This window comes from Phytopseudomonas flavescens, assembly GCF_900100535.1.
GTDB lineage: Bacteria > Pseudomonadota > Gammaproteobacteria > Pseudomonadales > Pseudomonadaceae > Aquipseudomonas > Aquipseudomonas flavescens.
Genome location: NZ_FNDG01000008.1, coordinates 13,116 through 34,666, shown reverse-complemented (window position 1 = coordinate 34,666; position 21,551 = coordinate 13,116). Strand labels below are relative to the sequence as shown.

At 65.9% G+C, this 21,551-nt stretch carries 19 protein-coding genes; 6 read left to right on the top strand and 13 right to left on the bottom strand.

What is annotated here, in order from left to right; translation table 11 throughout:
* Window positions 1–48: 48 nt before the first annotated feature.
* A complete protein-coding gene (locus BLR94_RS12155) occupies window positions 49–1,833 on the bottom strand; it encodes an IlvD/Edd family dehydratase (RefSeq protein WP_084305037.1) in 1,785 nt (594 codons plus the stop codon).
* A gap of 73 nt (window positions 1,834–1,906) precedes the next feature.
* A complete protein-coding gene (locus BLR94_RS12150) occupies window positions 1,907–3,088 on the bottom strand; it encodes a fumarylacetoacetate hydrolase family protein (protein ID WP_084305035.1) in 1,182 nt (393 codons plus the stop codon).
* Window positions 3,089–3,203: 115 nt separating this feature from the next.
* Between BLR94_RS12150 and BLR94_RS12145 the strand changes: the two genes are divergently transcribed.
* From BLR94_RS12145 to BLR94_RS12130, 4 genes are all read left to right on the top strand, one after another.
* Complete coding sequence (locus tag BLR94_RS12145) at window positions 3,204–4,145, top strand: LysR family transcriptional regulator (protein ID WP_084305033.1); 942 nt, start codon at window positions 3,204–3,206, stop codon at window positions 4,143–4,145.
* 288 nt (window positions 4,146–4,433) lie between these two features.
* Complete coding sequence (locus tag BLR94_RS12140; RefSeq protein ID WP_084305031.1) at window positions 4,434–5,825, top strand: MFS transporter; 1,392 nt, start codon at window positions 4,434–4,436, stop codon at window positions 5,823–5,825.
* Window positions 5,825–6,565, top strand: a complete 741-nt coding sequence (locus BLR94_RS12135; RefSeq protein ID WP_084305354.1) for an SDR family oxidoreductase — start codon at window positions 5,825–5,827, stop codon at window positions 6,563–6,565. The genes BLR94_RS12140 and BLR94_RS12135 overlap by 1 nt, the downstream gene beginning before the upstream one ends.
* Window positions 6,566–6,596: 31 nt before the next feature.
* Window positions 6,597–7,445, top strand: a complete 849-nt coding sequence (locus BLR94_RS12130) for an ureidoglycolate lyase (protein ID WP_084305029.1) — start codon at window positions 6,597–6,599, stop codon at window positions 7,443–7,445.
* 63 nt (window positions 7,446–7,508) lie between these two features.
* Here the strand turns inward: BLR94_RS12130 and BLR94_RS12125 are convergent, their stop codons facing one another.
* Window positions 7,509–8,561 carry an ABC transporter substrate-binding protein gene (locus tag BLR94_RS12125; RefSeq protein ID WP_084305027.1) on the bottom strand — a complete coding sequence of 351 codons (1,053 nt, stop codon included), beginning with the start codon at window positions 8,559–8,561 and terminating at the stop codon, window positions 7,509–7,511.
* A gap of 295 nt (window positions 8,562–8,856) precedes the next feature.
* Here BLR94_RS12125 and BLR94_RS12120 point away from each other — a divergent pair, with 295 nt between their 5' ends.
* Entirely contained in the window at window positions 8,857–9,762 is a 906-nt protein-coding gene (locus BLR94_RS12120) for a LysR family transcriptional regulator (RefSeq protein WP_084305025.1), read from the top strand.
* Between the two features lie 89 nt (window positions 9,763–9,851).
* On the opposite strand, the gene BLR94_RS12115 is transcribed toward BLR94_RS12120, so the two are convergent.
* The 5 genes from BLR94_RS12115 to BLR94_RS12095 form a co-directional block, all read right to left on the bottom strand.
* Complete coding sequence (locus BLR94_RS12115) at window positions 9,852–10,943, bottom strand: DmpA family aminopeptidase (protein ID WP_084305023.1); 1,092 nt, start codon at window positions 10,941–10,943, stop codon at window positions 9,852–9,854.
* The gene (locus BLR94_RS12110) at window positions 10,936–11,796 is read right to left on the bottom strand and encodes an ABC transporter permease (protein ID WP_084305021.1); all 861 of its coding nucleotides are present in this window, start codon (window positions 11,794–11,796) and stop codon (window positions 10,936–10,938) included. Before BLR94_RS12110 ends, BLR94_RS12115 begins: the two co-directional genes overlap by 8 nt.
* A complete protein-coding gene (locus tag BLR94_RS12105; RefSeq protein WP_084305019.1) occupies window positions 11,793–12,680 on the bottom strand; it encodes an ABC transporter permease in 888 nt (295 codons plus the stop codon). The genes BLR94_RS12110 and BLR94_RS12105 overlap by 4 nt, the downstream gene beginning before the upstream one ends.
* Window positions 12,680–13,795, bottom strand: coding sequence for an ABC transporter ATP-binding protein (locus BLR94_RS12100; RefSeq protein ID WP_084305017.1), 1,116 nt, complete (start codon window positions 13,793–13,795; stop codon window positions 12,680–12,682). The genes BLR94_RS12105 and BLR94_RS12100 overlap by 1 nt, the downstream gene beginning before the upstream one ends.
* Window positions 13,796–13,931: 136 nt before the next feature.
* Window positions 13,932–14,969: a polyamine ABC transporter substrate-binding protein gene (locus tag BLR94_RS12095; protein WP_084305015.1), complete on the bottom strand. Its 1,038-nt coding sequence runs from the start codon at window positions 14,967–14,969 to the stop codon at window positions 13,932–13,934.
* Window positions 14,970–15,199: 230 nt separating this feature from the next.
* Between BLR94_RS12095 and BLR94_RS12090 the strand changes: the two genes are divergently transcribed.
* A complete protein-coding gene (locus tag BLR94_RS12090; protein ID WP_084305013.1) occupies window positions 15,200–16,033 on the top strand; it encodes a MurR/RpiR family transcriptional regulator in 834 nt (277 codons plus the stop codon).
* A 104-nt stretch (window positions 16,034–16,137) separates the two neighbouring features.
* Here the strand turns inward: BLR94_RS12090 and argE are convergent, their stop codons facing one another.
* The 5 genes from argE to BLR94_RS12065 form a co-directional block, all read right to left on the bottom strand.
* Window positions 16,138–17,301: an acetylornithine deacetylase gene (gene argE, locus BLR94_RS12085; RefSeq protein WP_084305011.1), complete on the bottom strand. Its 1,164-nt coding sequence runs from the start codon at window positions 17,299–17,301 to the stop codon at window positions 16,138–16,140.
* Window positions 17,294–17,971 carry a DUF1028 domain-containing protein gene (locus BLR94_RS12080; RefSeq protein ID WP_084305009.1) on the bottom strand — a complete coding sequence of 226 codons (678 nt, stop codon included), beginning with the start codon at window positions 17,969–17,971 and terminating at the stop codon, window positions 17,294–17,296. Before BLR94_RS12080 ends, argE begins: the two co-directional genes overlap by 8 nt.
* Before the next feature lie 10 nt (window positions 17,972–17,981).
* Window positions 17,982–18,407, bottom strand: a complete 426-nt coding sequence (locus BLR94_RS12075) for a RidA family protein (RefSeq protein WP_084305007.1) — start codon at window positions 18,405–18,407, stop codon at window positions 17,982–17,984.
* A complete protein-coding gene (locus BLR94_RS12070) occupies window positions 18,407–19,708 on the bottom strand; it encodes a flavin-containing monooxygenase (protein WP_084305005.1) in 1,302 nt (433 codons plus the stop codon). Before BLR94_RS12070 ends, BLR94_RS12075 begins: the two co-directional genes overlap by 1 nt.
* 195 nt (window positions 19,709–19,903) lie before the next feature.
* Window positions 19,904–21,391, bottom strand: a complete 1,488-nt coding sequence (locus BLR94_RS12065; protein ID WP_084305003.1) for a diguanylate cyclase — start codon at window positions 21,389–21,391, stop codon at window positions 19,904–19,906.
* Between the last annotated feature and the right edge of the window lie 160 nt (window positions 21,392–21,551).

Sequence of the window (21,551 nt, the reverse complement as noted above, 5' to 3'; positions counted from 1 at the left end):
TCGATGGCTGACGCCTGCTGAACATCACGTGTTCAAGGCCGTTGCGCGTCAGTGCGAGTGACGCGGCATGCCGCCGCTGCGTGCGATGATGCGCATGTGCAGCGTGGCCGGCTCCAGGCAGCCGCCGGTGGACAACTGGCCGACCAACTGACGGTAGAGCTCCTGCCAGGGCGTTTGCGAAGCGGGGATGTTCGGTTGCCAGGCGGCGCGGCGGCGTTCCAGTTCCTCGGCGTCCACCAGCAGGTTGACCGAGCGGGCATTGAGGTCGACGCGCAGCACGTCGTTGCTCTGCAGCAGTGCCAGGCCGCCACCCACCGCCGCTTCCGGCGACATGTTGAGAATCGACGGGCTGGCGGACGTACCGCTCTGCCGGCCATCGCCCAGGCAGGGCAGGGAGGTGATGCCCTGCTTGATCAGCGCGGCGGGCGGGTCCATGTTGACCACCTCGGCGCTGCCGGGGTAACCGACCGGTCCGGCGCCGCGCACCACCAGGATGCAGCGCTCGTCGATATCCAGCGCCGGATCATTGATGCGCGCGTGGTAGTCCTCGGGACCTTCGAAGACGATGGCCCGCGCCTCGAAGCAATTCTCCTTGCCGGGCTCGGACAGGTAGGTCTTGCGGAACGCCTCGCCAACGACCGACATCTTCATGATCGCGCTATCGAAGAAGTTGCCGCTGAGCACGATGAAGCCGGCGCTGTGCTTGAGTGGCTGGTCGTAAGGCAGAATCACGTCGCGGTTGCCGGTCACTTTGCCGGCGACGATCTCGCCGATGCGGCGGCCGCTGACCGTCATGCAGTCTTCGTGGAGACGGCCGGCCTTCTGCAGCTCGTGCATCACCGCCGGTACGCCGCCGGCATGGTGGAAGCCTTCGCCCAGGTACTTGCCGGCCGGCATGCAGTTGACCAGCAGCGGCACGCTTTCGCCGATCCGTTGCCAGTCCTCGAGGCCCAGTTCGATGCCCATGTGCCGGGCGATGGCGATCAGGTGCGGCGGGCAATTGCTTGATGCGCCGAGTGCCGAGGCCACCGCGATGGCGTTCTCGAAGGCCGGACGGGTCATGATCTGCGAGGGGCGTACGTCCTTCAGCACCAGCTCACAGATGCGCTTGCCGGTCGCATAAGCCATCTGTCCACGCTCGCGATAGGGGGCGGGAATGCTGGCGCACCCGGTGAGCGACATGCCCAGCGCTTCGGCCAGGGCGTTCATCGACAGGGCCGTGCCCATGGTGTTGCAGTGGCCCACCGACGGCGAGGCGGCGGTGGTCATGTCCATGAAGCCCTCGTAGTCGATCTCGCCCGTGGCCATCAGCTTGCGTGCGTGCCAGAGCACGGTGCCCGAGCCGATCAGTTCGCCCTTGTGATGGCCGTCGAGCATCGGCCCACCGGAGAGCACGATGGCCGGCAGGTCGGTGGTGGCCGCGGCCATCAGGCAGGCGGGCGTGGTCTTGTCGCAGCCGGTAGTCAGCACCACGCCGTCGAGTGGGTAGCCATGCAGGATTTCCACCAGGCCCAGATAGGCCAGGTTGCGATCCAGCGCGGCGGTGGGGCGGCGGCTCTGCTCGGCGATCGGGTGCACCGGGAATTCCATGGGAATGCCGCCGGCATCGCGAATGCCGGCCTTGACCCGCTGGACCAGCTCCAGGTGATGGCGGTTGCAGGGCGTCAGGTCGCTGCCGGTCTGGGCGATACCGATGATCGGCCGGCCCGACTGCAGCTCGGCGCGGGTCAGCCCGTAGTTCATGTAGCGCTCGACATAGAGGGCCGTCATGTCGGCGTGTTCGGGGTCATCGAACCACTGCTGGCTGCGCAGCGGGCGTTTGGGGTCCGTCATGATTCGTTTCTCTTGTTCTTGAATGAATCGGCTCAGAGCACCGCCGCGCCCTTGCGGGCGTGACCACGTCGGGTCAGCCGGCCAGCAGGCCGCGGGCGCCGAGGTTGTACAACAGCGCGCCGACGCCGAAGGTCCAGGGCGCGGCCTGGTCGCTGCGGGCTACCCGGTTGTGCAGGGCGCCGAGGCGCGGACTGCTGATGCTGACGCGGTCGCCGAGTTTATGGGTGAAGCCGCCGCCTGGGTGATCCCGGTCTTCGGTGGGCGCGAACAGGGTGCCGAGAAACAGCACGAAACCATCCGGGTACTGGTGCGAGGCGTTGAGGGTCTGGCTGGCCAGGTCCTGGGGGTCTCGGCTGATCTGATCCATGGAGCTGGTGCCGGCGAGCCGGTAGCCGTCCTGGCCTTGCACCTCCAGCTCGACCACGCAGTGGCGCACGCTGTCGAGATCGAAGTGTTCGTCGAACAGGCGAATGAACGGTCCGATGGCGCAGGAGGCGTTATTGTCCTTGGCCTTGCCGAGCAGCAGGGCGCTGCGGCCCTCCACGTCGCGCAGGTTGACGTCGTTGCCCAGGCTGGCGCCGTGGATCTGCCCGCGGCTGTTGACCGCCAGCACCACCTCCGGCTCCGGGTTGTTCCACTGCGAGGCGGCGTGGATGCCGATCTCGCTGGCGCTGCCCACTGCGGACAGAATCGGCGCCTTGGTGAAGATCTCCGCATCGGGGCCGATGCCGACCTCCAGGTATTGCGACCACATGTTCTGTTCGATCAGCAGGCCCTTGAGACGCATGGCCTGCGCCGAGCCGGGGCGCACGGCGCGCAGGTTGTCGCCGATGGCCTCGCGCACGATGGCGCGCACGCTCTGTGCCCGGGCCGCGTCGCCGGCTGCTTTTTCCTCGATCACCCGTTCGATCATGCTGGCGGCGAAGGTCACGCCGGCGGCCTTGATCACCTGCAGGTCGACCGGTGCCAGCAGATAAGGCTGGTTCGGGTCGGCGTGGGCGCCCGTATTGGCCAATAACGCCTCGACACTGCCGACGAAGGTGCCGGCGGTGTCGCGCACGGCCTGCAGCGGGTCGTCGAGTTCGAGCAGTTGGCTGAGCGTGGCGAAGCGGGCAGACAGGTCGAACACGCCGTCGGCGCGCAGCACGATGGGCGAGGGCCCGGCGATGGTGCCGGGCATCCAGGCGCGGCCGATCAGCGTGGCCGTGGCGGCGTCGGCGGGCAGGGTGTTTTCGGGGGTGAGGCGGATCGACATGACGATGAGTCCCGGGGTGCGTGAAAGCTGCACGCTAGGCGGCGATGTAGATAAACTCCAATGGCATATTTTCAATAATCAATAACCTGTCGTTATTGAATCGCTGGAGCTGGCCATGTCCGATCTGTCGTTCTCGAGCGTCTGCAACTGGCTGAAATTCCGTCACCTGACCCTGGTCGATACCCTGGGGCGCACGCGCAACATGCACCAGGCGGCGCAGCAGATGAACCTCAGCCAGCCGGCGCTGAGCAAGATGCTCAAGGAGATCGAGAGCCTGCTCGGTTTCGTCGTGTTCGAACGCCTGCCGCGCAGCATGCAGCCCACGCCGCTGGGGGTTCAGGTGGTGCGTTATGCCCACCTGGCGTTGAACGATGCGCGCACCTTCGTCGAGCAGATCAACAACCTCAGTGCCGGCGGTCACGGCCATCTCAAGGTCGGCGGCATCTTCGCCGCCACGGCGGTGGCACTGCCCGAGGCCATCGTGCAGATCAAGCAGCGCTGGCCGCTGCTGGCCATCGAGGTGGTCGAGCAGACCAGTGACCACCTGATGGACATGCTCGAGGAACGCACCCTGGACCTGGCCATCGGCCGTTTCACCGAGCAGAGCCAGCAGCAGCGCTACGATTTCCAGGCGCTGGCGCCAGAGCCGTTCTGCATCGTGGCCAACAGCCGTCACCCGCTGTGCGATGCCGGCCCGATGACCCTGCAGCAACTGGTCAACTGGCCGTGGATTCTCTATCCCAAGGGCACGCCGATCCGCGGGCGCATGGAGGAGGTGTTCGCCAGGGCCAGGGTGGCGGTGCCGCGCAATACCATCGACACCATCTCCATGCAGACCTTTCTCAAGGTGCTGCAGGGCGGACCGATGATCGGCATGCTGCCGGAGGCCATGGTGGTGGAGCACCTGCAAAGCGGTCTGCTGAAGAAGCTCGACACGCCCTTCTACCTGATGCCCCAGGATTACGGGATCCTCACCCGCAAGGGCGATCAGCTGCTTGGCCCGGCGCGGGAATTCGCCGATATCCTGCTCGCCAATGCGAAGCGCGAGCGTGACTGATTCGATAACGGAATGTTATCGATTAATCAGTAAATGCCATTGGGATTGAATCGATCCGCGGCATAGATTACCGGCCATCGCCAGCACGGTCGGGTAAGCGCCATGTCCATCGAACACCTGCACAGCGGTGCGTCGCCAGGCGTACCCACCTCTGCCGGGTTGGCCCATTCACCAGCCCGGGAGCCCACGCCTCACCCGCTGTAACTGCAGTGCCGCCCGGCAGCCGCGCGGCGAAGCCCAACTCTATAAAAACAATCAGGCATGCCCGCATGCCCAAGGGTTACCACCATGCAACCACGTACCGAGTATCCGGCCGCGCCTGCACGCGACCACGACAGCGCCTTCGAGGACCGCACCTACCGCAAGGTCATCCTGCGTATCCTGCCCATCCTGCTGCTGTGCTACATGGCGGCCTACCTCGACCGGGTCAATATCGGCTTCGCCAAGCTGGATATGCTCGAGGATCTGCAATTCAGCAACACCGTCTACGCCCTGGGCGCCAGCATGTTCTTCTGGGGCTACTTCCTGTTCGAGGTGCCGAGCAACCTGTTGCTGCATCGCCTCGGTGCGCGCTTCTGGATCGCCCGCATCATGCTGACCTGGGCGCTGGTGTCGATGGCCGTGGCCTTCACCGTGCCGCTGGCGCAGTTCTTCGGCGTCCAGTCGAGCACCATGTTCTACATCCTGCGTTTCCTGCTCGGTATCTGCGAGGCCGGCTTCTTCCCGGGGGTGATCCTCTACCTCAACTACTGGTTCCCGACCCACCGGCAGAGCCGCGTGATGTCCGGCTTCCTGCTGGCACTGCCGATCAGCCTGGTGCTTGGCGGCATGCTTTCCGGCTGGCTGATGACGGCGATGCAGGGCGTGCACGGGCTGTCCGGCTGGCAATGGATGCTGCTGATCGAAGGCCTGCCCTCGATCATCATGGCCGTGGTGATCGTGGTCTGCCTGTGCGACAACATCGACAAGGCCAAGTGGCTGTCCGCGGCGGAGAAGGCGCTGCTCAAGGCCAACCTGCAGCACGACAATGCCGGCAAGGCGTCGCGCCTGAGCGAGGTGTTCTTCAATCCGCGCGTGTGGCTGCTGGTGCTCATCCTGCTGACCTTCAACACCGGCTTCTACGGGCTGGCGTTCTGGATGCCGTCGATCATCAAGGGCGCTGGCATCACCAGCAGCCTGCACATCGGCCTGCTGACCGCCATTCCCTACGGCGTGGCCGCGGTGGCGATGCTGCTCAACGCCCGGCACTCCAACCGCACCGGCGAGCGCCGCCTGCATGCCGCCATTCCAGCCTTCATCGGCGGTGTCGGGCTGATGCTCAGTGCCTACTTCGCCCACGACATCGTGCTGTCGGTGCTGTTCCTCAGCGTGGCCGCCTCCGGCATCCTCAGCCTCATGCCGATCTACTGGACGCTGCCGGGCACGGTGCTTTCGGGCATCGCCGCGGCCGCCGGCATCGGCATGATCAACTCGTTCGGCAACCTGTCCGGCTTCACCGGCTCGATGATCACCGCCGTGGCGGAAACCTTGACCGGCGACATCAACAACGGCACCTACGTGCTGGCCGCCTGCCTGTTCGCCAGCGGCGGGCTGATCATGGCCATCCCGCGCAGCATGCTCGGCACGCCCACCCGCCCTGCGGTCGCCACCCCCATCAGCCTGACCCTGGAGAAAGCATGATCGAGCTACATGGCAAGCGCGTGCTGATCACCGCTGCCGGCCAGGGCATCGGCCTGGCCAGCGCACGGGCCTTCGCCGCCGCTGGCGCCGAGGTGATCGCCAGCGATATCGACATCGGCGCGCTGCAGGGTGTGCCGGGCCTGACGGCCTTGCACCTGGACGTCACCTCGGCCGAGGCCATCGGCGCGCTGAATGAGCAGGTCGGCGCGCTGGACGTGCTGTTCAACTGCGCGGGCTACGTGCACGCCGGCAGCATTCTGGAGTGCGACGAGGCCGCCTGGGAGCGCTCGCTGCAGATCAACGTCACGGCCATGTACCGGATGATTCGCGTTACGCTGCCGGGCATGCTGGCCCGCGGCGGCGGTTCGATCATCAACATGGCCTCGGTGGTATCGAGCATCAAGGGCGTGCCCAACCGCTTCGCCTACACCGCCAGCAAGGCGGCGGTCGTCGGCCTCACCAAGGCGGTGGCGGCCGACTATATCGGCCAGGGCATTCGCTGCAACGCCATCTGCCCGGGCACCGTGGACTCGCCGTCGCTGCGTGCGCGTATCGCCGAGCAGGCGGCGCTGCAGGGCGTGGCCGAGGAACAGGTGTACCAGCAGTTCCTCGCCCGCCAGCCCATGGGGCGGATCGGCAATGCCGAGGAAATTGCCCGGCTGGTGCTGTACCTCGGCTCCGAGGCATCTTCCTATACCACCGGCGCGCTGCATGTGGTCGATGGCGGCATGAGTATCTGATCCACGTCTTGAACCTGAACAAGGACCCAACATGAAACTGCTACGTTACGGCGCCAAGGGCGCAGAGAAGCCTGGCCTGCTGGACGCCGACAACCAGATTCGTGACCTTTCCGGGCATGTGGCCGATATTGCCGGCGACGTGCTGACGCCTGCCGGCCTGGCCGCGCTGGCGCAGCTCGACCCGGCCAGCCTGCCGGTGGTCTCCGGCAATCCGCGCATCGGCGCCTGCGTCGGCCAGGTCGGCAAGTTCGTGTGCATTGGCCTCAACTACGCCGACCACGCCGCCGAGTCGGGGATGGAGGTGCCCAAAGAGCCGATCATTTTCAACAAGTGGACCAGCGCCATCTGCGGCCCCAACGACGCCATCGAGATTCCTCGCGGCTCGACCAAGACCGACTGGGAAGTGGAGCTGGGCGTGGTGATCGGCAAGGGCGGGCGCTATATCGAGGAAGCCAATGCCATGGAGCACGTCGCCGGCTACTGCGTGATCAACGACGTGTCCGAGCGTGAGTGGCAGCTCGAACGCGGCGGCAGCTGGGACAAAGGCAAGGGCTTCGACACCTTCGGCCCGCTGGGCCCCTGGCTGGTGACCCGTGACGAGATCGACGATCCCCACGGGCTGGACATGTGGCTGGAGGTCGACGGGCACCGTTACCAGCAGGGCAGTACCCGCACGCTGATCTTCAACGTGCCGCAGTTGATCGCCTACCTGAGCCGCTGCATGAGCCTGCAGCCGGGCGATGTGATCTCCACCGGCACGCCGCCGGGCGTCGGCCTGGGCATCAAGCCGAATCCGCTGTTCCTGCGTGCCGGGCAGACGATCAGGTTGGGCATCGCCGGCCTGGGCGAGCAGCATCAGGTCACCGTGCAGGCCGACTGAGCCGAACATGAAGAAGGGGCCGCAAGGCCCCTTGCCGTTTGCCGCGCTCCGTACGGCTGGCGCTCAGCGCGCCGCCCAGGCGTTGAAACGTTCTTCCAGCTCCTCGCCGTGGTCGATCCAGAACTCGGCGTTCACCAGTTGCGCACCGGCCATGTTGGCCGCGGCGGTCGGCAGTTGCGCCTGCACCTCGGCGGGCAGTTGCGGCAGCGTCTGCTTGTGTACCGGGCCATAGGGGATCTGGCTGGAGAACGCCTTCTGGGTGTCGGCCTGGCTGGCGAACTGGATGAAGCGTTCGGCCAGGGCCTTGTTCGGGCTGCCCTTGACGATGGCCCAGTGCTCGGGGTCGTACAGGCTGCCGTTCCAGGAGATCTTCAGGTTGGCGCCTTCCTTCTGGGCCACGCCGATGCGCCCGTTATAGGCCGCGGACAGGGTCACGTCACCGGCCAGCAGCCACTGCGGCGGCTGGGCGCCGGCTTCCCACCACTGGATCGAACCCTTGATGGCGTCCAGCTTCTTGAAGGCGCGGTCGACGCCTTGCGGCGTGCCCAGCACCTTGTACAGCTCTTCGCGACTCACGCCGTCGGCCAGCAGGGCGGCTTCGAGGGTGTACTTGGCGCTCTTGCGCAGGCCACGCTTGCCGGGGAATTTCTGCAGGTCCCAGAAGTCGGCCCAGGAAGTTGGCGCGCTTTTCAGTTTGTCGCCGTTGTAGGCCATCACCATCGACCACACGTAGGTGGCCACGCCGCATTCGCTGACGGTGCCGGGGATGTACTGGTTGGCGTCGCCGAGAATGGCCGGGTCGATGCGCTCGAACAGGCCTTCTTCACAGCCGCGTTGCAGCTCCGGGCTTTCCACCTCGACCACGTCCCAGCTCACCTGGCCGACATCGACCATGGCTTTGACCTTGGACAGCTCGCCGTTGTACTCGCCAGCGATCACCCGGGCGGCGCCGCTCTGCTCGAAGGGTTTGAAGTAGGCGGCGGTCTGCGCCACCTTGGTGGCGCCGCCGAAGGAAATCACCGTGAGGCTGTCGGCGGCCAGCGCCGATGTGCTGGCGCCTGCCAGCAGGGACAGGCCGATGGCGGCGTGGACGGATGGACGCAGGTGCTTGAACATGGAAACTCCCTCGCTGTTTTTTCGTTGTATTCAGAACAGAGGCAGTAGGGCCGAAACGGCGAGGCTGCGCGTTGTGCCACGCGTCAGCAGGATCATGGTCGTTGTGCCGCCCGTTGTTCTTGCCGAGGTGGGGCGGGCACTGTCGGTCGAGTGAAGGCCATGGTGCGTCAGTCCGGCGAGAAGGAAAATTAGTAAAAATATGCTCGGGACTTATGAAAAACCTTTGCAAGGCAGGCCCCCGCCGCGACGCCTTCCTGGAGTAAGGTGCAGGCAGTAATCGCAGTGAGACCGGCACGTGGCTTCCTATACCCTCAGGCAACTCAAGTATTTCGTCACCACGGTGGAAGCCGGCAGCGTGGCCGAGGCTTCGCGCCAGCTGTACATCGCCCAGCCGTCCATCTCCACGGCCATCAAGGGGCTGGAGGAGAGCTTTGGCGTGCAGCTGTTCATCCGCCACCACGCCCAGGGCGTGTCGCTGACGCCCAGCGGCGCGCGCTTCTACGAGAAGGCCCAGCAACTGCTGCGCATGGCGCGGGAGTTCGAGCAGAACGCCCTGGCCGACAACGACATCGTTGCCGGGCAGATCGATATCGGCTGCTTCGAGACCGTGGCGCCGCTCTACCTGCCGCAACTGATCGCCGGCTTTCGCGAGCGCTATCCGGGGGTGGACATCCGCATTCGCGATGGCGAGCAGCAGGAACTGGTGCAGGGTCTCACCGCCGGCTCCTTCGACCTGGCGTTTCTCTACGAACATGACCTGGATGGCACCATCGCCACCGAGCCGCTGATGCCGCCACAGAAGCCCTACGTGCTGCTCCCCGAGCAGCACCGTTTCGCCGGCCAGGCCCAGGTGTCGCTGCGCGACCTGTGCCTGGAGCCGATGATCCTGCTCGACGTGCAGCCCAGCCGTACCTATTTCGTCAGCCTGTTCCACGAGTTGGGGCTGACCCCCAATATCGTCTTCAGCTCGCCGTCCATCGAGATGGTGCGCGGCATGGTCGGCCAGGGCTTCGGCTTCTCCCTGCTGGTTACCCGCCCGCACTCGGAATGCACCTACGACGGCAAGCGTGTGGTGACCCTGGACATCGCCGAACCCGTGGCCACCTCCGGGCTGGTGGCGGCGCGCCTCAAGCGTGGGCAGCTCACCAAGCCGGCGCAGCTGTTCGTGGATTTCTGCAAGGCAAAACTGGCTCATCTGTAGAGCAGGGCCGGCGCTGGGCGCCTTGCCGAACCGGGAACCGGCTTGGACCTACAGGGCGGCTCGCCAGGCGGTCCGCCGACAGCGCATGCCTAAGCCCGACGACTGGCGAGTACCAGCTCGCGCAGGCGCTGGCCGTCGATGGCGCGGCAGATACCCTCGGGTTTCTGCATCGGCGAGTCCTCGGCGGCGAGCATGGCGTTGAGCACCGCCTCGTCGGTGGCCTGCACGACGGCAAGATACAGAGCGTCGAAGCATTCGTCGTTGAGGTAGTCGAGGTTCAGCCGCGTTTGCGCGACCTGCGGCAACGGCCGCGGATTGGCCACGCTGAACGCCAGGAATATATCGCCGGAGTTGTTGCCGCCCGGCGTGCCGGCCAATGCGATGCCGAGGCCGGCGCGCTGGGCCAGGCGCTCCAGCTGGTGTGGCAGCAGCGGCGCGTCGGTGGCAAGGATGACGATGATCGAGCCACGCTCGCGCTCCAGCCCGGCCGGCAGGTCATCCGCCAGGCGCTCGCCCACCGGCACCCCGCAGACCTTGAGCCAGGCGCGCTGGCCATGGTTGGCCTGCACCAGGGCGCCGAGGGTGTAGGCCTGGCCGTCGATCTCGACCCGGCGCGAGGCGCTGCCGGTGCCGCCCTTGTAGCCATAGCAGATCATGCCGTTGCCGCCGCCGACGTTGCCTTCGGCGATGGCCCCGCCCTTTGCCGTATCCAGCGCGGCCAGGGCATCGGCCTCGCTGACGTGCTGGCCGTTGATGTCGTTGATCACCCCGTCGTAGGTCTCGGCCACCACCGGCATGGCCCACAGGTGCTCGCGCTGCCAGGCCTCGGCGTACTGCTGGATCGTCCAGCGCGTGGCGGCGTGATGGACGATGCCGACACTGTGCGAGTTGGTGATGCACAGGGGGCCGACGAAGTAGCCACCGTGCTCGATCCAGTGGGTCCCGGTCATCTCGCCATTGCCGTTGAGCGCATGGAAGCCCGCCCATACCGGCTGCGGCTGGGCTTCGCGGCCGCGCGGCAGAATGGCGGTGACCCCGGTCTGGACGCGCCGGCCGTTGTCGGCCACAGCATTGAGGGTGCGGTAGCCGACCAATACGCCGGGCACGTCAGTGATGGTGTTGTAGGGGCCGGGGGTGCCGGGCAGCGGCAGGCCGAGTTCGCGAGCGCGAGGTTTAGCCATGGGAGTCATCCTGGGAAGTGGCGGGCTTGCGGTTGCGCAGGTACAGGCCGAGGGCCGCGATCAGCAACGAGGCGATCAGCAGCAGGGTGGCGATGGCGTTGATCTCGGGCTTGATGCCGCGGCGGATCATGCCGTAGATGAAGACCGGCAGCGTGGTGGAGTCGACCCCGGCGATAAAGTAGGTGATCACCAGATCGTCCATCGAAATGATGAAGGCCAGCAGTGCACCGCCGACCACGCCGGGCAGGATCTGCGGCAGGGTCACGCGGCGCAAGGTGGTCCAGGGCGAGGCGCCGAGATCGGCCGAGGCCTCTTCCAGGCGCGTGTCCATACCGGCCAGGCGCGCACTGACGATAAGGAACACGTAGCTGATCAGGAAGGTGCAGTGGCCGATGATGATCGACACCTTGCCCAGCGGCAGGCCGACGCCGACGAAGAAGATCAGCAGGGCGATGCCGAGCACGATGTCGGGCATCAGCATCGGCATGAACAGCAGCACCCGGTAGAACGTCTGCAGACGGAAGCGATAGCGCGCCATGGCCAGCGCGGTCAGCGTACCGATCACCGTGGAGATCGCCGTGGTGGTCAAGGCCACCACCAGGCTGGTGCGCAGCGCGGCCAGCAACTGGTCGGTGGATTCGACGTACAGGGCGTTTTCGCTGAGGCGGGTGGACAGGCCGAACAAGGAGCGATACCAGTCCAGGCTGAAACCGTCCCAGATCATCATGTTGATCGGGTTGCTGTTGAACGAGTAAGCGACGATCAGGCCTATCGGCAGGTACAGGAAGACGAAGAAGGCCAGGCTGTAGCCACCCAGCAGGCGGCGCCCGAGGCGTGCCAGCAATGCGTTCATCGACCGGCCTCCTGCGTACCGTTACGCCCCTGGACCAGCACGTAGATCACCAGGCACGCCAGCACGGCGGCCATCAGCAGCATTGCCAGGGCGGCGCCGAACGGCCAGTTGCGCGCGGCCAGGAACTGCTGCTCGACCAGGCTGCCGATCATCAGCACGCGTGCGCCGCCGAGCAGCGACGGCACGATGAAGTTGCCCAGACTGGGGATGAAGACGATGATCGAGCCAGCGGCGATGCCCGGCAGGGTGAGCGGGAAGATCACCCTCCAGAAGCTCTGCCAGCGGCTCGCGCCGAGGTCGGCCGAGGCTTCCAGCAGGCGTTTGTCGAGTTTCTCGACGCTGGCGTAGACGGGCATGAACATGAACGGGATGAAGATGTAGGTCATGCCGATCAGGACCGCCGTCTCGGTATAGATCAGCTCCACCGGATTGTGGATGCCCAGCGCCAGCAGCGTGGTGTTGATGAAGCCGCTGGGGCGCAGGATCAGCAGCCAGGCGTAGAGGCGCACGATCAGGCTGGTGAAGAACGGCAGGGTGATCAGAAACAGGCAGAAGGTGCGCATCCGCTCCGGCTGCCGTGCCACCCAGAAGGCCGCCGGGTAGCACAGCGCCAGGGTCGCCAGCACGGTCAGCCCTGCCAGCTTGAACGAGCGCAGGATGATTTCCAGATAGACCGGATCGAAGTCCTCATTGGTGCCATCGGCCCAGCCCAGCACGCGGCCGAAGTTGTCCGGGTAGAAACTCCACTCGACGCCGCCGTAGAGTCCTGGCTCGAGCAGGCTGTACACCGCCATGATGGCCAGTGGGGCGAGGAAGAACAGGCCGATGATCAGTGTCGCCGGGGTCAGCAGGCCGACCAGGCGCAGGCGTTCGCGCATCCGCATCAGGCACCTCCGGGGATCAGGTGCGCGGCCTCCAGGCCATACCAGAGCTGCACGCTGTCGCCCGCACGCAGGCGTTGCAGGCCCTGTTGCGCAGCGTCACGCAGCACTGCCTTGACCCGTCGCCCGTGTGGCGTGCGCAGCAGCAGCTCGAAATCCTTGCCGATGAACAGCAACTGCTCCAAGTGCCCTTGCAGCGCGGCGAAACCCTCGCCGGGGCACTGCAGGTGGAATTGCTCGGGGCGCAGCATGAGCTGGGCATACTGGCCGAGGCGCAGGTCGGGGTGGCGCGTCTGTAGCAGGTCGCCCTGGCTGTCGAGCAGGTAGGCGATGCCGTCGTTGACCGAGCCGACGTGCACGTCGAACAGGTTGCTCTCGCCGATGAAACCGGCGACGAAGGCGTTGGCCGGGTGGTGGTAGATCTGCGCCGGAGCGCCGATCTGCTGGATGTGGCCGCCATCGAGCACGACGATGCGGTCGCTCATGGTAAGCGCTTCTTCCTGGTCGTGGGTGACGAAGACGAAGGCGATGCCCAGTTCGTGCTGCAGGGTCTTCAGTTCGCGCTGCATGGCCTGGCGCAGTTGGCGGTCGAGCGCTGACAGCGGTTCGTCGAGCAGCAGCAGGGCCGGGCGGTCGACGATGGCGCGGGCCAGCGCCACGCGCTGCTGCTGGCCGCCGGAGAGCTGGCCGGGCTTGCGACGCTGCATGCCGGCCAGGCCGACCAGCTCCAGTGCTGCGCCGACGCGCTGGCGTTTCTCGGCCTTGTCCACGCCACCCACGTCCAGTGCATAGCCGACGTTGTCGCCGATGCTCATGTGCGGGAACAGCGCATAGCTCTGGAACACCGTGTGCACCGGGCGACGATGCGGCGGCACCAGGTTCATCGACTGGCCCTGGATCAGCAGCTCGCCGTCGTCCAGTCGCTCGAAGCCGCTGATGCTGCGCAGCAGCGTGGTCTTGCCGCAACCGGACGGCCCCAGCAGGGTGACGAACTCGTTGGCGCCGACGGTCAGGTCGAGGCCGTCGAGGGCACGCACCAGATGCCCTTCGGGGGCACGGTAGTGCTTGACTGCACCCCGGATCTCGACCACCGGCGCGGTTTGGGTGAAAGCGGTCATGGATGACTCCACAGAAGGTTGCAGCGATTGCGGCCAAAGCACACCCGTAGGATGGGTCGAGCGCAGCGATACCCATCGCACGCAGTCCCGGGTATCGCTGCGCTCGACCCGGGTTACGCTCTGCTCGCGATCAGCCTCAGTTGGCGGTACGTACGCGCGTCCACACCCGGTCGTACTGCCTCAGGCCCTTGCCGAGATCCTCGAAGATCTGCAGCTTGGCCATCGCCTCGGCCGGCGGGTTGATCTGCGGGTTGTCACGCAGCTCGGCCGGCAGCAGCTTCAGCGCTTCCTTGTTGGGCGTGCCATTCATCTGCTGTGCGGTGTTCAGCGCGGCGATCTCGGGGCGGAGGACGAAGCTCATGAAGCGCTTGGCGTTGGCCTTGTTCGGCGCGCTCTTGAGTACGCACATGTCCTCCTGGTACATCGTCGCGCCTTCCCTGGGGATGACATAGGCGAGGTTCTGCGGATCCTGTTTCACGTACATCATGGCGCCGACGAAGTAGTGCGAGGCGGCGGCATCGCCGGACTGCACCATGGGCACGCTGTCGTAGGTGAAGGCGGAGATCAGCGACTTGCGCTCGATCAGCCAGTCGGCGGCCCGCTTGAGTTCGGCCGGGTCGGTGCTGTTGACCGACTTGCCGTCCTTGATGAGGCCGACGCCGAGGGTCTCGCGCATGTCGTCGAGCATGATCACCTTGTTGCCGGCCTTGGCCTCGGCGAAGAAGTCATCCCAGCTCTCGATTGGCTTGGACACCTTGTTCTTGTTGTAGAGGATGCCTACCGTGCCCCAGGCATAGGGCATGCAGTATTCGCCCTTGGGGTCGGATTTGGCGCGCAGGAAGGCCGGATCGATGTTGGCGAAGGCGGCATCCTGATTGATGTCGGTTTTCTCCAGCAGGCCCAGGGCGGACAGGGTGTCGTGCATGTGTACCGACGGGAAGACGATGTCGTAGCCGCGGGCGCCGGCCTGCAGCTTGGCCAGCATCTCTTCGTTGCTGCCGTAGGTGTCGAGCGACACGGTGATGCCGGTCTCGGCGGTGAAACGGGTCAGTACCTCGGGGTTGATATAGTCGCCCCAGTTGTACAGGCGCAGTGCTTCGGTGGCATGGCCGGCGCCCGTGACGAGGCTGCTGCCAAGAGCGACGCACAGGGCGATATGACGCGATGTGAGCATGTTCCTGTTCTCCACTGTTATGGCCGCGCAGGGCGCGACATTTGCTTATTGCGGCAGGAAGCGCGAGCGTCGACTGCGGGGCGGAAAGGCTTCTATCGGCTTTCTTCGCCCGGGTAATGGCCAGTCGGCAGCTCTTTGCATTACGGTTGCAGGGTAGAATATATTTATTCCAAAGATCAACATCCTGACATTTAAATGTCAGAACGATTTGGCATGAAAGAGAAACGAACATGCTCGATGGCAAGATGGAACACCTGGAAGGCAAGCTGACGCCGGCCGAGCGCACCCTGTGGGCCTACGTACAGGCCAATCTGGAGACCCTGGCGTTCGAGAACGGCGCCAGCCTGGCCGCCAAGAGCGGCGTCAGCCCCAACACCGTCAGCCGCTTCCTGCGCCGGCTCGGTTACAAGGGCCTGAAAAGCCTGAAGGACGAACTGCGCGACGAGGTACGCGTGCAGTCGCTGCTCAACCCGGCGCTGATCGAGCGGGTCGAGCAGCCGGAAGACCTGGTGGCCCATCTCAACCAGGAAATCGAAGCCCTGCGCGCCTTCGCCGAATTGCTCGGCAGCCAACGCTGGCGCGATATCGTGGCGCGCGTGGGGGATGCCGAGCGGGTCTTCGTCTGCGGTTTCCAGACCATTCGCGGGCTGGCCGAGGATTTCGCCAACCGCCTGGCCCTGGTGCGCTCCGGGGTGGAATTCCTCGACCTCTACAGCGGCGTGCTGGGCCAGTGGCTGGACAGCCACAACCAGCGCTGCTGCGTGATCCTCATCGACATCGCGCCTTATGCCGACGCTGGCATTGCTTTCGCCAGCAACTGCCTGCAGCAGAACACCGACCTGGTGGTGTTCACCGACGAATATGGCATCGCCCGCCACATCGACACGCCGCACATCGTCACCATGAAGACCAAGACCGGACTGATCCTCGAATCCACCGGCGGCCTGACCAGCGCACTGAACGTGCTGCTGCATTGCGTCGCCAGTGCCCGCAAGGATCAGCTCAAGGAACGTCTCGGCGCATACCGCGCGCGGGTGGAGAGCCTCAAGCTGTACCGCAGCTGAGGCGCGCGACTGTTCAGCCATTGAAGGTAGCCCGGGTCGAGCGTAGCGACAGCCGGGAAAATGCCCTGGGTATCGCGCTGCTCAACCCAGGCTACGGTTGGCGTTCAGCTCGGATCGCACAGGTAATCCGCTAGCCGCTGGAGCAGCTCATCACAGCCCTGTAACTGCTCGATGGCGACGAACTCGTCGGGCTTGTGGCCCTGCGCCATGCTGCCGGGGCCGCAGACCACGGTGGGGATGCCGGCGCCGTCGAACAGGCCGCCTTCGGTGCCAAAGGCCACGGTGCCGAAGTCGCTCGACCCGCAGAGCCTCGCCAGCAGGCGCGCGGCCTCGCTGTCGGGTGCTGTGGCGAGGCCGGGGTAGGCGCTCAAGGCTTGCAGGCGGATGTCGCTTTCGGCGTCCACCGCCTGCATCTTCGGCAGCAATTGCTCGGTGGCGTAATTCTGCAATTCATCCGCCACGCTCTGCGCATCGAAACCCGGCAACGTGCGCACCTCGAAATCGAACCGGCATTGCGCCGGCACGATGTTCAGCGCGCGGCCGCCCTCGATCAGGCCGGTCTGCACGGTGGAGAAGGGCGGGTCGAAGCGCGCATCATGGTGCTCGGGCTGGGCCAGGCGTGCGCCGATGTCTCCCAGGTGGCCGATCAGCCGCGCCGCGTATTCGATGGCGTTCACGCCGTGGGGCGCGTACGCCGAATGGCAGGCGGCGCCATGCACGTCGCAGCGCATCGCCAGCTTGCCCTTGTGGCCGAGCACGGGCTTGAGTTCGGTGGGTTCGCCGATCAGGCACAGGGTCGGTTTGTGCGGGCGTTTTTCCAGCTCGGCGAGCATGGAGCGCACGCCGAGGCAGCCGACTTCCTCGTCATAGGAAAACGCCAGGTGCACCGGCACCTGCAGCGGGCGTTGCAGAAAATCCGGTACCGCGGCCAGCACGCAGGCGATGAAGCCTTTCATGTCCGCCGCACCGCGGCCGTACAGACGCCCGTCCCGCTCCGTCAGCTGGAACGGGTCGAGGGTCCAGGCCTGGCCATCCACCGGCACCACATCGGTGTGGCCGGACAGCACCACGCCGCCGCGATCCCGCGGGCCGATGGTGGCGAACAGGTTGGCCTTGGTGCCTTCGGCATTGTGGAACAGCTCGCTGTCGACGCCGAACCCCGCCAGGTAATCGCGGATGAAAGCGATCAACTGCAGGTTGGAGTCACGGCTGACCGTGGCAAAGCCGATCAGCCGCTCGAGCAGGGCGCGGCTGCCGGGCTCATTCATCGCCCGGTACTCCATAGCTTGGCGCGGCCGTAGGGTCGAGGGCGCGGGTCAGGTAATCCTGCATCTGCGGCCGGTAGGCCTGCCACAAGCCATCCAACTGGCCGATGGGGTCATCGTCCGCCCAGTCGACCCGCAGGTCGATGATCGGCCAGACCAGGTCGCCGACCACCTTGAGCGCGGCCGAGTGCACCGGGCCGGCTTCGCCACCGGCGGCCATCGCCGCGTGCATGGCGGCGAGCAGGCGGTCGGCCAGTTGTCCGCTGGCGCTTTCGAAGGCCTCGACCATGGCCTGGATCACCGCTTCGCTCGTCAGCAGATTACCCGCTGCCACGCACTGCTCGCCGGCCACCGCGTTGTACAGCCCCAGCGCCTCCTTGCCGCTGAACAGCGCGGTGCGGCCGTGGCTGTCGATCACCGTGACCTGGCGATACTGGCTCCAGCCATTGGCGCTCAGGGCGCGCTGCAATGCATCGGCCGGTTCCAGCGTCTGCTGCTCCAGCAGGTCGAGAATCTGCGGGCCGAGGGCGGGCAGGGTGACGTTCTGGGTGGCCACAGCGCCGACGCCAGCACGCAGCCAGGGGCAGCGGGCGCCGACGGCGATGCTCGACGAGCTGATGGCGATGCCCAGTTGGCCGCTTTCCGGGCAGCGCCCGACGATGGAAAAGGTCATGCCTGCCTCCTCATTCGATTGGCCAATCGTCCGGGATCACGGCGATCGCGTCGATCTCCATCAACCACTGCGGCTGGCCGAGGGCCGACACCACCAGGCCGGTGGAGATGGGGAACACGCCCTTCAGCCATTTGCCGACTTCCTTGTACACCGGTTCACGGTAGCGCGGGTCGATCAGGTAAGTGGTGGTCTTGACGATGTGCGAGAGGTCGCTGCCGGCTTCTTCCAGCAGTTGCTTGAGGTTCTTCATCGCCTGTTCGGTCTGCGCCTGCGGGTCGCCAAGGCCGACCAGGTTGCCGTCGAAGTCGGTGCCGACCTGGCCGCGCACGTACACCGTGTTGCCGGCGCGCACGGCCTGGCAGAGGTCGTTGTCCAGAGACTGGTTGGGGTAGGTGTCCTTGGTGTTGAACATGCGGATACGGGTATGAGTGGGCATCAGTTGACTCCCTGCAGGCGGGGGATGGGTGCGTCTGCCTGGCGCTGCGCGGCATCGCGATAGGCGCTGTACTTGCGTTGCGTGGCGATATGATCGGCGACGTGCTTGGCGTCGTGCCACACGCCCCAGATGAACGATGAGCCCCGGCGCGACAGCCACGGCAGGCCGAGGAAATAGATGCCCGGCTCGCGGGATACGCCGCGCTGGTGCTGCGGCTTGCCGTTGGCGTCGAAGGTATCGACCTCCAGCCAGCTGAAGTCGGTGGCGAAACCGGTTGCCCAGATGATCGAGGTGACCCCGGCCGCGATCAGGTCCAGCTCGCGCAGCGGTTCGCGCATGCACGCCGGGTCGGCAGGCAGTTGCCGCGCCTGCGGTTCTTCCGGCAGGTCGAGGCCGTTGCGGGCGATGTAGGCGTCCGCGGCATCGAGCAGCGCCAGGTAGTTCTCGTCGCCCCGGCGGATGTTGTCGACCAGGTCATCGGCGAAGCGCACCACGCCGTCGTCGAAGGATCGGGTCAGGCCGACCAGCGTCATGCCTGCATGGGCCAGGCGGCGGAAATCGATGGTCTTGCCGCCAGCGGCTCCGCTGACGGCGATGGTCACGTGCTCACGGCCGGGCTTGGCGATCTCCGCGTCCCACTCGCCGAGCACGCCCAGCCACCAGCAGAAGTCGCGGTTGCGGTAGCTGCGTGGCGGTCGGTCGTGAGCGCCCACTGACAGGTACACCTGGCGGCCGGCCTGCAGCAGCTCATCGGCGATCTGCGTGCCCGAGGAGCCAGCGCCCACCACCAGCACCGCGCCGGCCGGCAACTGCTGGGGGTTGCGGTAGTCGGCGGAATGCAGCTGCGTCAGGCGCGCATCCTCCGGCGCGATGGCCGGGATCACCGGGCGCTGGAACGGCCCGGTGGCAGCAACCACCCGGTTGGCCTCGATCACCCCCTGTGAGGTTTCGATGGTGAAGCCGGGGCGATTGGCATTGCGGCGGACCTGCTTCACGTCCACGCCGGTACGAATCGGCGCGTCGAAGGTGCGCGCATAGGCTTCGAAGTAGGCGGCCACCTGCTCCTTGTGGGGAAAGGCGTCGTCGTCGATGTCGAATTCCAGGCCGGGAAAGCGGTCATGCCAGGCCGGCCCGTTGGCCACCAGCGAATCCCAGCGCATGGTGCGCCAGCGTTCGGCGATGCGCTCGCGCTCCAGCACCAGGTGCGGCACGCCCAGCTTGCTCAGGTGCTCGCTCATCGCCACCCCGGCCTGGCCCGCGCCAACCACCAGGGTATCGGTTTCGATTTTATCGACAGTCATCGCTATGTCCCTCTGAAAAAGGCCCGCTGCCTTTCGGCCAAGGCCGGGCGCGGGCAAGTGCGCAAGCCGCTCGTGCCTCGAGGCCCATTGTGTTCAGTGCCGGGGAATAGCGAAATTAGCGTTTTTGTCGTCGTTGGCCAGCAAAAAGCTGGGTACCGCCGTGACGCCGCTCGGCATGCCAGTCCGGCGCCCGGATCACCTGGCGTTGTCGCCGAGCATCACCCGGTTGCGGCCTGCCCCCTTGGCGGCGTACAGGGCCACATCGGCGGCCGCGACCAGCGCGGCCGCCGTCGGCATATCCCGCCCTGGCTCGCAGGACGCGACGCCGATGCTCAGGGTCAGGTTGCCGTAGGGTGAGCCTTGGTTGACGATCGCCAAGGCCTCGACATCCGCGCGAATCCGCTCGGCTACGGTCAGCGCCGGGGTGCTGTGCGCGCCGGGCAGGATCAGCGCCATTTCCTCGCCGCCGTAGCGTGCCGTGATATCCGCACTGCGCTTGGCGTGACGCTTGATCACTGCCGCCACCTGCTTGAGCGCCTCGTCGCCGGCCGGGTGGCCGTACTGGTCGTTGAAGCGTTTGAAGTAGTCTACATCGACCAGCACGAAGGACAGCGGCTGGCCCTGGGCCAGCGCGGCGCTGAAGGCGGCCTGCAGGGCTTCGTCCAGGCGACGGCGTGTGGCGAGGCCGGTGAGGGCATCCTCGCCGGCGATGATCGCCAGTGCATGGTTGGCCTCCGCGAGATCACGGTGCATGCCTTTCAGGCTGGCCTCCATCTGCCCCTGGCGCAGCAGCGCGCGCCAGATCATCCAGGCCAGGGACACGAACAACAGCAGCACGATGCCGCTCAACGCCCAGCTTTGCCGTGCCCGCTTCTTCCAGGCCTGCATCGCCTGTTGTTCGGACACCGCCGCCGCCACCAGAATCGGATACTCGGCGCTGGAGTCGAATCCGTAGATACGCCTCACGCCGTCGGTCATCGCCTTCAGCACGATGGTGCCACGTGTCACGCCATCGTCGTTGAGCATGCGCAGTACCGGGCTTTTCGATACGTTGAGCGCGAAGCTCTTGGGCGTCATCAGTGACCGGGCAAGGATGGTGCCGTCCCGGTTGACCAGGCCGATGATGCCCTCGCTACCGAGGTCGATGGTCTGGTAGAGGTCGACGAAGTGCCGGATCAGCAGCGTCGCCAGCAACACCCCGCGAAACCCGCCATCGGCATCGCTGAGGCGCAGTGACAGCGAAATCACCCATTCACCGGTCATGCGACTCTGGATGGGCGCACCGATGAACAGGCCATGGTTGCCGTCGCGGCGGTGAAAGACGAAATAATCCCGGTCGGTGGCGTTATAGGTCGGGCTCGAGTCGGCGATGGTGGTGACCAGCGCACGGCCGTCCGTGCCGACCACGGTGAAGCCCTCGACATCGCGCAGCACGCCCAGCTGTGCCCGTGATACCTCCAGCACCTCGCGCAGGTTGTCGGCGCTGTAGCCGGAAACCTCGAGCTTGCGCTGAATGCCGATCAGCACCGTGTGGGCATCGCGGATCGTCGACTCCGCCTGACGGGTGAGGGCGGTCGACAGGTTCTGCATGTCGTCGACGCGTTGCCTCAGCGCTTCGCGCTTGTCCCACTCGACCTGCATATGGGTCAGCAGCAGGACGGCCACCCCCACGACGCTGGTCATGATCGCGACCAGGCGCCTGAGGTGAGCGATTTTCGAAGGCTGACTCGTCAAGTTCTCAGGCCCGGCTTAGGCGATGTCGTGTGCCTATCACCTGCACGATGGGCGCACACGGCGGGATAGGCAGCAGGGAATGGACGTGCTGATTCTCGCCATGATAGAG

What these genes read in the sequence shown, in the direction of transcription:
- BLR94_RS12080 (WP_084305009.1), bottom strand. Translation starts at nt 17,971, where the DNA reads ATGACCTTTTCCATCGTCGGGCGCTGCCCGGAAAGCGGCCAACTGGGC.
- BLR94_RS12075 (WP_084305007.1), bottom strand. Translation starts at nt 18,407, where the DNA reads ATGCCCACTCATACCCGTATCCGCATGTTCAACACCAAGGACACCTAC.
- BLR94_RS12130 (WP_084305029.1), top strand. Translation starts at nt 6,597, where the DNA reads ATGAAACTGCTACGTTACGGCGCCAAGGGCGCAGAGAAGCCTGGCCTG.
- BLR94_RS12095 (WP_084305015.1), bottom strand. Translation starts at nt 14,969, where the DNA reads ATGCTCACATCGCGTCATATCGCCCTGTGCGTCGCTCTTGGCAGCAGC.
- BLR94_RS12090 (WP_084305013.1), top strand. Translation starts at nt 15,200, where the DNA reads ATGCTCGATGGCAAGATGGAACACCTGGAAGGCAAGCTGACGCCGGCC.
- BLR94_RS12070 (WP_084305005.1), bottom strand. Translation starts at nt 19,708, where the DNA reads ATGACTGTCGATAAAATCGAAACCGATACCCTGGTGGTTGGCGCGGGC.
- argE (WP_084305011.1), bottom strand. Translation starts at nt 17,301, where the DNA reads ATGAATGAGCCCGGCAGCCGCGCCCTGCTCGAGCGGCTGATCGGCTTT.
- BLR94_RS12125 (WP_084305027.1), bottom strand. Translation starts at nt 8,561, where the DNA reads ATGTTCAAGCACCTGCGTCCATCCGTCCACGCCGCCATCGGCCTGTCC.
- BLR94_RS12150 (WP_084305035.1), bottom strand. Translation starts at nt 3,088, where the DNA reads ATGTCGATCCGCCTCACCCCCGAAAACACCCTGCCCGCCGACGCCGCC.
- BLR94_RS12155 (WP_084305037.1), bottom strand. Translation starts at nt 1,833, where the DNA reads ATGACGGACCCCAAACGCCCGCTGCGCAGCCAGCAGTGGTTCGATGAC.
- BLR94_RS12145 (WP_084305033.1), top strand. Translation starts at nt 3,204, where the DNA reads ATGTCCGATCTGTCGTTCTCGAGCGTCTGCAACTGGCTGAAATTCCGT.
- BLR94_RS12065 (WP_084305003.1), bottom strand. Translation starts at nt 21,391, where the DNA reads ATGACCAGCGTCGTGGGGGTGGCCGTCCTGCTGCTGACCCATATGCAG.
- BLR94_RS12105 (WP_084305019.1), bottom strand. Translation starts at nt 12,680, where the DNA reads ATGCGGATGCGCGAACGCCTGCGCCTGGTCGGCCTGCTGACCCCGGCG.
- BLR94_RS12100 (WP_084305017.1), bottom strand. Translation starts at nt 13,795, where the DNA reads ATGACCGCTTTCACCCAAACCGCGCCGGTGGTCGAGATCCGGGGTGCA.
- BLR94_RS12110 (WP_084305021.1), bottom strand. Translation starts at nt 11,796, where the DNA reads ATGAACGCATTGCTGGCACGCCTCGGGCGCCGCCTGCTGGGTGGCTAC.
- BLR94_RS12140 (WP_084305031.1), top strand. Translation starts at nt 4,434, where the DNA reads ATGCAACCACGTACCGAGTATCCGGCCGCGCCTGCACGCGACCACGAC.
- BLR94_RS12115 (WP_084305023.1), bottom strand. Translation starts at nt 10,943, where the DNA reads ATGGCTAAACCTCGCGCTCGCGAACTCGGCCTGCCGCTGCCCGGCACC.